At 54.0% G+C, this 12,234-nt stretch carries 11 protein-coding genes; 4 read left to right on the top strand and 7 right to left on the bottom strand.

What is annotated here, in order from left to right:
* Positions 1-79 precede the first annotated feature (79 nt).
* Positions 80-1,192, top strand: coding sequence for an NADH:flavin oxidoreductase (locus A3224_RS15620; protein WP_067156779.1), 1,113 nt, complete (start codon positions 80-82; stop codon positions 1,190-1,192).
* A 67-nt stretch (positions 1,193-1,259) separates the two neighbouring features.
* On the opposite strand, the gene A3224_RS15615 is transcribed toward A3224_RS15620, so the two are convergent.
* From A3224_RS15615 to A3224_RS15585, 7 genes are all read right to left on the bottom strand, one after another.
* Positions 1,260-2,771 carry an acetyl-CoA hydrolase/transferase family protein gene (locus A3224_RS15615; protein ID WP_067156773.1) on the bottom strand — a complete coding sequence of 504 codons (1,512 nt, stop codon included), beginning with the start codon at positions 2,769-2,771 and terminating at the stop codon, positions 1,260-1,262.
* 1,607 nt (positions 2,772-4,378) lie between these two features.
* Positions 4,379-4,711, bottom strand: coding sequence for a hypothetical protein (locus A3224_RS15605; protein WP_139223159.1), 333 nt, complete (start codon positions 4,709-4,711; stop codon positions 4,379-4,381).
* A 359-nt stretch (positions 4,712-5,070) separates the two neighbouring features.
* Positions 5,071-5,577: a hypothetical protein gene (locus A3224_RS15600; RefSeq protein ID WP_067156761.1), complete on the bottom strand. Its 507-nt coding sequence runs from the start codon at positions 5,575-5,577 to the stop codon at positions 5,071-5,073.
* A 391-nt stretch (positions 5,578-5,968) separates the two neighbouring features.
* Positions 5,969-6,472 (bottom strand): hypothetical protein, encoded by a 504-nt coding sequence (locus tag A3224_RS17055; RefSeq protein ID WP_156481515.1) that lies wholly within the window; start codon positions 6,470-6,472, stop codon positions 5,969-5,971.
* A gap of 126 nt (positions 6,473-6,598) precedes the next feature.
* The gene (locus tag A3224_RS15595) at positions 6,599-7,444 is read right to left on the bottom strand and encodes an SPFH domain-containing protein (protein WP_067156759.1); all 846 of its coding nucleotides are present in this window, start codon (positions 7,442-7,444) and stop codon (positions 6,599-6,601) included.
* A 117-nt stretch (positions 7,445-7,561) separates the two neighbouring features.
* Positions 7,562-8,023, bottom strand: coding sequence for an NfeD family protein (locus tag A3224_RS15590; RefSeq protein WP_067156757.1), 462 nt, complete (start codon positions 8,021-8,023; stop codon positions 7,562-7,564).
* Positions 8,024-8,087: 64 nt separating this feature from the next.
* Positions 8,088-8,939, bottom strand: a complete 852-nt coding sequence (locus A3224_RS15585) for a CHAD domain-containing protein (RefSeq protein WP_067156754.1) — start codon at positions 8,937-8,939, stop codon at positions 8,088-8,090.
* Positions 8,940-9,075: 136 nt separating this feature from the next.
* On the opposite strand from A3224_RS15585, the gene ubiE reads away from it, so the two are divergent.
* The 3 genes from ubiE (at position 9,076) to ubiB (ending at position 12,222) form a co-directional block, all read left to right on the top strand.
* The gene (gene ubiE / locus A3224_RS15580) at positions 9,076-9,825 is read left to right on the top strand and encodes a bifunctional demethylmenaquinone methyltransferase/2-methoxy-6-polyprenyl-1,4-benzoquinol methylase UbiE (RefSeq protein ID WP_067156751.1); all 750 of its coding nucleotides are present in this window, start codon (positions 9,076-9,078) and stop codon (positions 9,823-9,825) included.
* Between the two features lie 154 nt (positions 9,826-9,979).
* A complete protein-coding gene (locus A3224_RS15575; protein ID WP_067156748.1) occupies positions 9,980-10,609 on the top strand; it encodes a ubiquinone biosynthesis accessory factor UbiJ in 630 nt (209 codons plus the stop codon).
* 2 nt (positions 10,610-10,611) lie between these two features.
* Entirely contained in the window at positions 10,612-12,222 is a 1,611-nt protein-coding gene (ubiB, locus tag A3224_RS15570; RefSeq protein WP_067156746.1) for a ubiquinone biosynthesis regulatory protein kinase UbiB, read from the top strand.
* The last annotated feature ends 12 nt before the right edge of the window (positions 12,223-12,234 follow it).

Raw genomic sequence — 12,234 nt, 5'->3', positions numbered from 1 at the left:
AGTGATAACGGTTGCTTTTTAAAACCAGATTCAATAGGGTTGCGTTACGAAACCAAATTGAAGAGGTTGTATTCCCACCATGAGCATGAACCTGGGACCTTTGTTTGAACCGTTTGAGATGGGCAATCTCAAACTTCGCAACCGGGTGGCTATGGCCCCCATGACCCGCAACTTTTCCCCAAAGGGTATCCCCGGAGACAATGTTGTGGACTACTACCGGCGCAGGGCCGAAGCTGGTGTCGGACTGATCATCACCGAGGGCACCACCGTCAATCACCCGGCTGCCAACGGCTATCCCAACGTACCGGCATTTCACGGCGAAGCGGCTTTGGCCGGCTGGAAAAAGGTCGTGGATGCGGTGCACGAGGCCGGCGGAGCCATTTTTCCCCAACTGTGGCACGTAGGTGCAGTGCGCAAAGAAGGCACGGAACCGGACCCTTCAGTACCGGGCTACAGTCCCTCCGGACTATTCGCACCGGGCAAGCCCAGTGGCAAAGCCATGAGCAAGGAAGATATCCGCGATGTGATCAAGGCTTTCGGCGATGCCGCCGAAGACGCCAAGGCGATTGGTTTTGACGGCGTGGAGATTCACGGCGCACACGGCTATCTGCTGGACCAGTTCCTGTGGGAAGGTACCAACCAGCGCGACGACGAATACGGCGGCAGCCCGGAAAACCGCCTGCGTTTCGTGGTGGAAATTATCGAGGAAGTGCGCCGCCGTGTGGGGCCTGAATTCCCGGTTATGCTGCGTTTTTCCCAGTGGAAGCAGCAGGACTACGAAGCCCGGTTGGTCAACACCCCCGAGGAGCTGGAGCGCTTCCTCAAGCCGCTGGTGGAAGCCGGTGTGGATATCTTCCACGCCTCCACCCGCCGCTTCTGGGAGCCCGAGTTTGAAGGCTCCAGCCTGAACCTGGCCGGTTGGACTCAGAAGCTGTCCGGCAAGCCCGCCATGTCCGTGGGCAGTGTCGGCCTGACCGAAGACTTTATCAGTGGCACCTTTGCCAGCAAGCAGGAATCTGTGGAAAAGGCGGGCATCGACGAGCTGGTAGAGCGCATGCAGAAGCGCGAGTTCGAATTGATCGCGGTGGGTCGGGCTCTGCTGCAGGACCCGGAATGGCTGCTCAAGGTCAAAGAGGGCCGCCTCGAAGAGGTGCGTGCTTTCGCGCGCAAATCCCTGGAAACCCTCTACTGATCGTCTCTTCACTGCATCCGCTGTGCCGAAAATCCCTGCAAGGATGGCACAGCGGATGTGCAGAGAATTACATCTGCCCGGTTTCCTCGTAGCGTTGATGCCAGCTGAGCGCTTCGCCAATCAGGTGCGGCGTGTGCATGCCGCGACCGCTGGCACAGGCCCGCTCGAAATAATCGAGCAGTCGCGGACGATAATCCGGATGGGCGCAGTTTTCGATAATGGTTTTTGCCCGCTGTTTGGGTGAGAGGCCGCGGAGGTCGGCGAGGCCCTGTTCGGTAACGATGACCTGCACATCGTGCTCGGTATGATCGACGTGGGAAACCATCGGCACTATGGCGGAAATGGCACCGCCCTTGGCCGTTGACGGAGTCATAAATACCGACAGATAGCCGTTGCGGGCGAAGTCCCCGGAGCCACCAATCCCGTTCATCATGCGGGTGCCCATAATATGGGTGGAATTCACATTGCCGTAGATATCCGCTTCGATCATACCGTTCATGGCAATGACACCGAGGCGGCGGATAACTTCAGGGTGGTTGCTGATTTCCTGGGGGCGCAAAATAATCCGGCTGCGGTAGAAGTCGATATTGTCCGCTAGCTCCTGATTGGCTTCTGGACTCAGCGAAAAAGCGGTGGCCGAGGCCATACGCAGCTTCCCTGAGCGCAACAGGGACAGCATGCCGTCCTGCAGAACCTCTGTGTAGGAAGTGAGATTTTCGAACGGCCCCTCCTCGAGGCCAGCCAGGACCGCGTTGGCGATATTGCCGACGCCGGATTGCAGGGGCAGCAGATTTTCCGGCAGCCGCCCTTTTTTCACTTCGTGCTCAAAGAAATCCAATAAGTGATGGGCGATGCGCTGTGAGATCTCATCCGGCTCGCTAAAACAGGAATTGCGGTCAGGCGCATTGGTCTCCACTACTGCAATAATTTTTTCGGGCGGGCACCGCAGATAATTCTCACCGATACGGTCATCCGGCTGCAAAATCTGGATCGGACGTCGGTTGGGTGGCAGAGCAGTGCCGTAATAGACATCGTGCATACCTTCGAGGCCGGCACTCTGGCCGTAATTCACTTCCAGAATGACCTTGTCCGCCTGCTCGATCCAGGTTTTGTTGTTACCCACGGAAGATGACGGAATCAGCTTCCCATCTTCGGTAATGCCGGCTACTTCGATCAGGGCGATATCCAGCTTGCCGAAGAAGCCAAACCACGCGTGCTGGGCCACGTGAGACAGGTGGATATCGATGTACTCCATCTGTCCCTCATTGATCTTCTGCCGACAGGTGGGGTCACTCTGGTAAGGCAGGCGAAGTTCAATACCATCGGCCTCTGCCAATGCACCATCCAGCTCCGGGGCAGTGGAAGCGCCTGTCCAGATGTTAATGCGATAGTTATCACCTTGAGCATGCTGTGCCTGGATATGCTCGGCGAGCGCCTGAGGTACAGCTTTGGGATAGCCCGCACCGGTAAAGCCGCTCATGCCGACGTTGGCCCCTGCGGGGATCAGCGCAGCAGCTTCGCTGGCACTCATAATGCGATTGCGCAATGTGGGGCAGTGAATGCGGGTGGCGTTGGTCATGACATCTCCGTAAAACAACTTGGCAAAAGCATGAACGCCCAGTATGCCGGGATAAACCGGTGGTAGGTCTCGTGGTGAAAATCCACAGTCCGGTATGGGCTGGCCAGCCGCCGGCGCCCCGAGTCATGGGCTGCTGGCCCGTTAGGTTAGTGGTTTAAACGTGGCAGGGGAAGAGGGTGTTTGGCGCTATCCAGGGATATTTGCGTGACTGATCGGTATCGTTTCACTCTAAAACAGTGCTTACACGGGCCTCGGATATCGAAGTGCCAACGGATTTATTTGGACAATTTTATTTCTGTCAAGCCCTTGGTGGGGCGCTGATTCCGCATCTGTGTTTTCCGTATCGGCGTTGAACCGTCAAGAGCAGTATTTCGGCAGACACATAGCCCGCAATGCCTCCTAAATAGAGTTTACGCTGAGTTAACTGGCAGTTTTGGGATGCACGGTATGGGAATAACAACAGTGTTTTTTGTGTTTATCGATATCTCTACAGTTTTTGTATTTCTGAGGCGAATTGATGATATTGGTACATACAAAGGGTGATGTAACTGCAAAATACTTATATTTCCACAAGCTGTTTGAAAGAAGACAGAAATTTATTGAACCGGTGAAAAGTACAGCTGCGAGAAAATAACGCAGTTTCAGATAATAAGAGCACTTGGTGCGCGGACCGCCTGATAGAGTCGGCGTCTCTTTATGCCAATAGAAATGACACAGAATTCTGAACACCCTCGTGGACGATGGAGCCGTCCGCTTGAATGATTGGTGAGGCGATAATCTTAATCCTGCGTCCAGACACCGGAATCGTACATTAGCCGCATTGTGTAATTTACTTGCAGGGTCTGGCTGGATTCGCATTGTATTTCCGTGGGGGCTTGCGGTGACCCGGGAGCAGTAACGAATATGGATGAACCAGCCCGAAAGGAATCAAAAAGAGCGTATTGATACCCATTGTTCACGAACTCAACAGATGCATCGCCGTTCATAAACGAGGTGTACTTGAACACACCTTTTGGCGGCCTCTTTACGCTCGGGAACATAAATGTAAGTTTGCCTTCGTCGGAAGCCCGATACTGCATGTAGCCGGATGTACGAGTAACTACACGCGACGAACAGAGTGAGAATACACGTTGATGCTCCATACAGCTCCATAATGCAATCTCATCTTTAGCACAGAGAGGGCTCGGCATGTACTCATCACGGTACTGCTTCCAGGTTGCATTGGTAATCGATGAAGCAGGCGTTTGTCCTTGCGCGGGAGTGACTGTAATGGCTAAGACTATGAGTAGCGCCAACAATGAAGAGGTACTAAATTTCATAGTAAATAACATCAAAAATCAACAGTGCCAATAAAGTGTGTGGAATTGCTATCCAAGTCTACAAGCTCGGGTACCACTCGGGCCAGATTGTATCTTGAACACTCGATTCGGCCTCTTCCTGAAATAGCTTTGGGAAAGGCTGAGTCATATCTCTTCGCCAATGACTATCACTATCCAAGTGCCTATGGACCCAACCTCTTAAAGGACTAGGTTCGCATTCTTTTTTAAATTCAATTCGCCATTTTTTGATTTCGTAGATCTCTTAAATTCCATTGTGACGGTTAACATTTATTTAGATATCTTGCCAAGTACATACTCAGATATTTTAAATGCAGCAAACCTTGCCTGTCCCTCTTTAGGATAGTCACTTGGCACTATCTCTATTTCTTGCACTTGTAAATCACCACCATACTTAATGTTGGCTTCTTGAACACCTTCCAATATTTCTATTTTATGGCGTTCCAGGTCAAATTGAATTTGAGCATCATCTTGATCTATGCCAAGGCGTTTTACCACCAGAACACCGCTGTCTGGAGTTTTCCCAAATTTTATTGAAACCAAAACACATCCAGAGCCAGTTACGTGTTGTCTTCGATAATATGTGCTTTCTGAAATATTCATAGCAATTTGACGCTGTCAATAGTTTCTGAGGGAAGCGAAGTCCGGCAACCGTGGAGAACGAGAATGACTGGCCTTGTTATAAGTTGATGATCCGATTAAGTAAAATTTTAAGTTTTCCTCGTAATCTTCTTTAAGTATTACACCTTGTTCTATTAGGGAAGCTCTGATTAATTCACTTTCCGGTGGCAGAGGTTCTTCGGGGACGAATGTGAAGCTCAGATAATAGGACAGATATTTCGAGAACGCACGAGTACTTTACTGTATCCGACGGTTTCGAAATATCTGTCCTATCACTTGAGCGCCTCGGAATCTACCATAGTGTTCACGAGAATTAATCAGAGGTTCCCTATCATTTTTCGTCACTCTCCGTTTGTTAGCCTTGCTTTATCAATAATATCTGACAACACTGAATGAGCATTGGCGCCAAAAACGCTGATCTCTAAGCAGTTGTCAATCGACTTTGCTACGACATAGGCTTTGGATTCATTCTCTTTGCTAAGGATATAAAAGTCCAAGCCATTTTTTTCTTTATGTAAAAGATCATATTCTTTATGAGAGTTAAAGAACGACTCCTCAAAAACTCCACGCGGATTTGAAAATGAGGAAGTTATAAAATCGTAAGCTGTATTTTCAGATCCATAAAGACCAAGCTCCTCTTGGTCTATCACTCTGTAAGTTACTAGCGGGTTCCTGTTGACCACAAACAGCGGACCATCATCCACCCAGTATTTATTGCTTTCTAGCGGCAAGGGAAGTTCTATCTCGTCCGAGATTGAAACCGCTTTCGTGGAAGGAGGAACCGCTGAACACGCAGATAGGAAAGCAATTACTGATATTAAAATAGAAGTAAACAGTGCTTTACTCATACAAATTTCTTTTATTGAATACAAAATGAGTATCTCATATAGAAAATCATGGGCACTAACAAAATAAAATTCACTCTGTGCCAGACATATTGCAACACTTCTTGGTTCATAGAAAATACTGTTCATCCATACAAGTGTATGGATGAATCAGTTGGGAGAATGGCTGTATCGGTCATTTCTAGGGGACAGATTTAAGTCTCCAGTACCGTTTGACGAGTGAGCCCTAACTGCAACCCAGAAAACTGTTTCAAGTCTTTGGCTGGTATCGCTCTTTCAGTGTGCTCTACGTGCGAGCAGCTTGGAACGCGCTGGTTAGGGGAATATTAGTGGCTAATTTTCTCTGTATTTTCGGTTTGTGCCAATTTGTGGATTTCCATGAAGTTTCTATCAATTAATTCTGAGCCTTATTTTTTTTAGCTATTGCTTGGGAAATTATTGCATTGGTGTAATTGTATACATCAGTACAACTCTTTATCCAAGTTGGGAGATGAGTCCTTGATGGTTGAGATAATACAGTTGCAATTTCATTGGATAATGAGTCTGGCCCTTCTTTTAAGAATTTTTCGTTTATACTTGTTAGTATTTCGGTTTCAAATTTTTCTGCAGTTATTTTCATGGTTTTATTTTTTTTGAGAAAAATTGATTTTGCCATGATTCTGGCTAACTCATAGTGCCCTATATAGTCAATAGGTGCATTTATGTTTCCACTATTTTCTCCATAGTAGCCACATAAATAATTTGTGGTGGATAATGCGATGTATGGTTTAAGATTTTCCACAGTGTTGCCGTCTAGATCGATATGGTCCGGCATAGATTTTTTTTCGCAAGAAGCCAAGGTTGATAGCAAGGGCAGGCATATTGCTGCCCAAGTTATACTCAACTTATTAGGTTTCATTTTTTTGATCTTACTGGTTTTGATTAATTTTGACAGTTAGTTGTTTAGATATACTTTGGAATGAGGATGTTGGAAACCTTACTTGGAATATAATTCCAATTTTTATCCTATTCTTGATTGAATTTTTTATCGATTCAACAACCCCTTAACCGCCTGCGGCAAGTCCGCCGGCAATATTACATTCTTGGCATTACCCGACTGCGACAGTTCGGAAAGCGCGCTGATATAGCGTTCGCCCAGCAGGTACATTACCGGCATTTCCTTGTCGCCGATGGCGGCGGAGACGCGTTCGATGGCTTCGCGGCTGGCGTCGGCCAGTACTACCTGGGCCTTGGCGTCGCGCTTGGAAGCTTCCAGGCGGCCGTCGGCTTCCAGAATCGCGGCTTGTTTTTCGCCCTCGGCGCGGGTGACGGTGGCGCGGCGCTGGCGTTCGGCGGCGGCCTGTTCTTCCATAGCTTTCTGCATGGTGGGAGAGGGATTGATATCCTGGATCTCAACGGTTTTGAGGTTGATGCCCCAGTCGGCGATATCGTCGGAGATTCCCTCTTTCAGTTTTGCCTTGATCAAATCCCGGGAGGAGAGCGCTGCGTCGAGGGACATTTCACCGACGATGGAGCGCAGAGCCGTTTGTACCAGATTCTGAATGGCCAGGGTGTAGTCTTCCACACCGTACACTGCCTTTTCCGGCGAGACGATATTGATATAGGCCACGGCGTTGGCAATGATGGTGGCGTTGTCCTGAGTGATGACTTCCTGTGAGGGAATGTCGAGCACAATATCCTTGGTGGTGACCTTGTAAGAGACTTGGTCGATATAGGGAATGACCACGTTCATGCCCGGCGGCAGTGTTTTGTGGTATTTCCCCAGGCGCTGGACTATGTGTTTGGAGCCCTGGGGCACTATGCGCACACCTTTGGCGATGGTAATAACCACGAGCGCTACCAGCGCTAGAACTACATATAAGCCTTCCACGATAATTTCCCCCTAAATTAAAAACGATTTCCAAAGAGCCAATGATGAATTCGCCTGAGCTTAGAAGCTGATTGCATGGCGCTCAGGTAAATCAGTCAGTGGTTGTCCAGTGCTGTGTCAGGCACGGGTGACGATCAGGGTATTGCCGGATATATCGGTCACTTTGACCCGCTCGCCAATAGCCACTTCCTCAGTGCAGATAAACAGCCATTCCTCCTCTCCCAGAATCGGTGCCGGAAACTTCAGTCGGCCGCGGTTGCGCCCGGCATTGGATTCCAGCACCAGCCCTATCTGTCCGGTCAGAGCCTCGGCGGCCATGCCGGAGGTGGTGCGATCTTTCCACTTGGGACGGATCAGCTTTAGCCAGCCGATCAGTAGAGCAAAGGAGATACCGGCCCAGAGCAGCAGTTGCAGGGTGATGGGTATATCCACAATAACCAGCAGCACCCCTATTACCAGGGCGGCAAGGCCGAACCAGAAGAGGATAAATCCGGAAACGAAGATTTCCGCGGTGACTAGCAGCAGGCCGAGGACCAGCCAGTGCCAATAGGCGATATTTGCGTTGAGCCAGTCCAACATTTGGGCTGCGCCCCCCTTTTTGTGATTGATGTCCACCTGATTATGCCAAAAAGGGGGCGCACTACTAGGATTTGTTTTCTCGGGCGCGGCGGCGGGGGCTGTTTTTTTTGCAGTGGGGTGTGTGTTCTGTAAAAAGTGTGCGGCCGAGCTGTTTCACTTCTCCGCGCAGTTTGACGATGCGCTCCTGCGCCGTGTTTATCACGGGTATCAGTTCGCCGGAAAAAGATTGGCTGTGCCGGCTTAACAGCGCGCACAGCAGTTTCAGGTCTCGCCAGTCGCCCAGCGCTTGCGCCATCTGCTTCAATGGTGCGCTGCGCGGTGTGGCCTCGCGCCAGGTGTCTTGCAGTAGGCGGCAGTGATACCAGTGGTCTTTTACTCTTTTGCGCAACTCGTGATACTGCTCCAGGCCAGCCTCTGCACGCGCGCGAGACAGGGCCTTGCGCGCGCGGCGATAGCCTTGCCGATAGCCGTGTTTTGTGTGCCGCCAGTGCAGTTGCGCGAGCGGCCAGTTATCGATGCGGGAAAGGCCCTGTCGCAGCATCTCGGCGGCTGCTGCGAGGGCTTCCGGATCGGTTTGTGTTTTGGCGTTTTGCTGTAGGAAGGCAAAAGTGTTGGGAAATCGCTCCGGCGGCGCCAGCATCAGCAGGGCGTCGCGTATGGAGACGGCGTCGCGGGTGCCCGACAGGCTGTTGGCCAGCGCCCGGTAGTGGGCGTTCTCAATACGGTAGCAGTCCGGGATTTGTGCCCGCACCAGGCGCAGCAGGGCGCGCATTTTCTTGCAGTGTTTGCGCACTTCGTGCACCGCCTCTTCGCCGGGGCGTTGCTGCAAGGCGTCGAGGGATGCGGTGATTTCTTCCCGCGCGGTACAGCGCAGAGCATCCGCCAGGGGAATGTCGCGGTTGAGCCGGTAGGTCATCGTATTTGCCCCGCAACCTTATGTCGCAATATCGCAAAGTTTAGTGAGTGGCGGTGCCTGAGCGCTCGCCCCGTTGTACAATGCTGCCCCTCAAATTTGGCTAATCAGGGGCTCGTAAAGGCCCGGCAGGCACAGCATGAAGGAAGGCAAGACCACCCATTTCGGCTACCAGCAGGTGCCGGTGGAAGAGAAGGCGGGGCGCGTGGCGGAGGTTTTCCACTCGGTCGCGGCGCGCTATGACGTGATGAACGACCTGATGTCCGGGGGTATTCACCGCCTTTGGAAGCGTTTCACTATTGAGCTTTCCGGCGCCCGTCCGGGTCAGACGATTCTGGATATTGCCGGTGGTACCGGCGATCTGACGGCGCGCTTTTCGCGCATAGTGGGGCCTGAGGGCACTGTGCTGCTCGCGGATATCAACGAGTCGATGCTCAAGGTGGGGCGCGACCGGCTGCTCGACAGGGGGATCGCCGGCAATGTGTTCCCGGTGCAGGCGGATGCCCAGTACCTGCCCTTCCCCGATGACACCTTCGATTGCGTCACTATCGCTTTCGGTTTGCGCAATGTCACCGACAAGGATCTGGCCCTGCGTTCGATGCTGCGCACGCTCAAGCCCGGCGGCCGCCTGCTGGTGCTGGAGTTTTCCAAGCCGCAGTCAAAGCTGCTGGAAAAAGTCTACGATCAGTACTCCTTCCGTCTACTGCCCGTGATGGGCAAGCTGGTGGCCAATGACGCCGACAGCTACCGCTATCTGGCGGAGAGTATCCGCATGCATCCGGATCAGGAGACCCTGAAGCAAATGATGGAGGATGCCGGTTTTGTGGACTGCGAGTACCACAATATGACCGGCGGCATAGTGGCGCTGCACAAAGGTATCAAGCCCTGATGTGTTGTGTCGCTGACCTGCGGCCGGACGTTGTTTGCGGAAGACACCGCGCATTTACCGCCGCAGGATTGTCAGCGCGTTTGTTGTCGCGGCTAGACTTGCCAGGGTACTTCGGCAGCAGAACCTTCACCTCAACTTCCAATCGACTTCGCCAATGACCGACCCGACATTCCGCACCGGCTTTGACGCTGCCCTGGAAACCGCGATCAACACTGCGTTGCAATACGACCCGGCCACCCGCGCGCGCCTGCAGAAACTGGACGGCAAGGTACTGGAGCTGGATCTGACCTCTCCGAAAATGACCTTCTGTCTGGGCGTGGAAGGCGAGCGCGTGTGTTTGTACCGCCACTGGGAGGGGCAGATATCCACCCGCCTATCTGGCTCTGCCGTTGCGCTGGTGCGCCTGCTGAGAGATTCGAGTGCGACACCGGCGGGGGTGGGTGTGGGCGTCAATGGCTCCAGCGCGCTGCTGGCGGAGTTGCAATCCATTATGCGGGACTTGGATATCGACTGGGAGGCGCCGCTGGCGCAGCTGGTCGGCGATGTGCCGGCCCACGCTGTTGGCGAGGCGCTGCGCACCCTTTCGAGCTGGCTGAGGGACGGCTTCAGCCGCGCGCCGGCGGCCGCTGCGGAGGCGGTCAGTGAGGAGTGGCGGTTGACGCCGCCGCAGGCGCAGTTCGAGGCCTTTGCGGAGGACCTGCGGGCGCTGTCGTTGGCCACCGAACGCCTGGAGGCGCGGGTCAATCTGCTGAAGGAAAAGTTTTCCCAGCGGGGGGCGGAATAGTTTTGCCGGTTGCACGCAGTTTTACCATCGCGCGGGTTTTCCTGCGCTACCGTCTCGACCAGTTGCTGCCGGCGGCGCGCCGGCCCCTGTGGCTGCGCGGCCTGCTGAGCCCGCTGAAATTAATGCCGGAATCCCGGCTCTCCCGCGGAGCACGGCTGCGCCGGGCCCTGGAAGAGCTGGGGCCGATTTTCGTCAAGTTTGGCCAGCTGCTGTCCACCCGCCCGGACCTGTTGCCGGCGGATATCGTCGAAGAGCTGGACCGGTTGCAGGACAAGGTACCCCCCTTCCCCAGCGAGGAATGCGTGGCGCTGATAGAACAGGCCCTGGGTGCGAGTGTCGATGAGCTGTTTGCCGATTTCGATCGCGCGCCTCTGGCCTCGGCCTCGGTGGCCCAGGTGCACAGCGCCGTGCTGCTTTCCGGCGAGCAGGTGGTGGTCAAGGTGTTGCGCCCGGGGATCGAAAAGATCATAGAGCAGGACTTGCGCCTGCTGGCGGTCATCGCCCGCTGGATAGAGCGCTGGGTGCCGGACGGCCGCCGCCTGCGCCCGGTAGAGGTGGTGGAGGACTACCGCCACACGATCGAGGGCGAGCTGGATCTGGTGCGCGAGGCCGCCAACGGCACTCAGCTGAAGCGCAATTTCGCCAATTCGCCGCTGCTCTACGTCCCCGAAGTCTATTGGGACTACACGCGGCAAAATGTCCTGGTGCTGGAGCGCATCGACGGTATTCCCGTTACCGATATAGCCCAGCTGCGCGCCCAGAATACCGACATGAAGCTACTCGCCGAGCGCGGCGTGGAGATCTTCTTTAAGCAGGTGTTTGAGCACAACTTCTTTCACGCCGATATGCACCCCGGCAATATCTTCGTGTCGCGCAAACATCCGCAGCGGCCGCAGTACATTGCCATCGACACCGCCATAGTGGGCAGCCTGTCCCGCGAGGACCAGTACTACCTGGCCCGCAACCTGTTGGCCATGTTCCGGCGCGATTACCGCATGGTGGCGGAATTGCATGTGCAGAGCGGCTGGGTGCGGCGCGATACACCGGTGAACAGCTTCGAGGCGGCAATCCGCGCGGTGTGCGAACCGATTTTCGAGAAGCCCCTGGGGGAGATCTCCTTCGCCCGGGTGTTGATCAGCCTGTTCCAGACCGCGCGGCGCTTTGATATGGCGGTGCAGCCACAGCTGGTGCTGTTGCAAAAAACACTGCTCAATATCGAGGGCCTGGGGCGGCAGCTTTATCCGCAGCTGGATCTGTGGAAGACTGCTCATCCATTCCTGGAGCGCTGGATGCGCGAGCGCATTCACCCCAGGACAATTATCGGGGAGATCAAGCGCTATGGCCCGGAGTGGCTGGAGAAGTTTCCGCAGCTGCCGCAGATGGTCTTCTCCTCGCTGGAGCAGTCCCGCGATCTGGCGCCGCAGCTGCAGAGCATCGGCGACAAGCTGGCCCAGAGCCAGCACCGCGGCCGGGGCCAGTACTTGCGCCGGGTTGCCGGTGTGTTGCTGGCCGCCGGTGCTGTCGCCCTGGCCTCCCCCCAGTGGGCAGCGCACTTATCCACAGGCACCTGGGTGATGGGTGCCGCGGCTTTGGTACTGTTACTGTGGCCTTAGAATCCGCAATCG

Origin of the sequence: Microbulbifer thermotolerans (genome assembly GCF_001617625.1) — a bacterium.
Classification (GTDB): Bacteria; Pseudomonadota; Gammaproteobacteria; order Pseudomonadales; family Cellvibrionaceae; genus Microbulbifer; species Microbulbifer thermotolerans.
The sequence above is the reverse complement of the archived record's forward strand: the minus strand, read 5'-3'. Positions and strand labels throughout refer to the sequence as shown.

Excerpts from the sequence above, each read along its gene's own strand:
- A3224_RS15620 (WP_067156779.1), top strand. The coding sequence starts at position 80 with ATGAGCATGAACCTGGGACCTTTGTTTGAACCGTTTGAGATGGGCAAT.
- A3224_RS15615 (WP_067156773.1), bottom strand. The coding sequence starts at position 2,771 with ATGACCAACGCCACCCGCATTCACTGCCCCACATTGCGCAATCGCATT.
- A3224_RS15605 (WP_139223159.1), bottom strand. The coding sequence starts at position 4,711 with ATGAATATTTCAGAAAGCACATATTATCGAAGACAACACGTAACTGGC.
- A3224_RS15600 (WP_067156761.1), bottom strand. The coding sequence starts at position 5,577 with ATGAGTAAAGCACTGTTTACTTCTATTTTAATATCAGTAATTGCTTTC.
- A3224_RS17055 (WP_156481515.1), bottom strand. The coding sequence starts at position 6,472 with ATGAAACCTAATAAGTTGAGTATAACTTGGGCAGCAATATGCCTGCCC.
- A3224_RS15590 (WP_067156757.1), bottom strand. The coding sequence starts at position 8,023 with ATGTTGGACTGGCTCAACGCAAATATCGCCTATTGGCACTGGCTGGTC.
- A3224_RS15585 (WP_067156754.1), bottom strand. The coding sequence starts at position 8,939 with ATGACCTACCGGCTCAACCGCGACATTCCCCTGGCGGATGCTCTGCGC.
- ubiE (WP_067156751.1), top strand. The coding sequence starts at position 9,076 with ATGAAGGAAGGCAAGACCACCCATTTCGGCTACCAGCAGGTGCCGGTG.
- A3224_RS15575 (WP_067156748.1), top strand. The coding sequence starts at position 9,980 with ATGACCGACCCGACATTCCGCACCGGCTTTGACGCTGCCCTGGAAACC.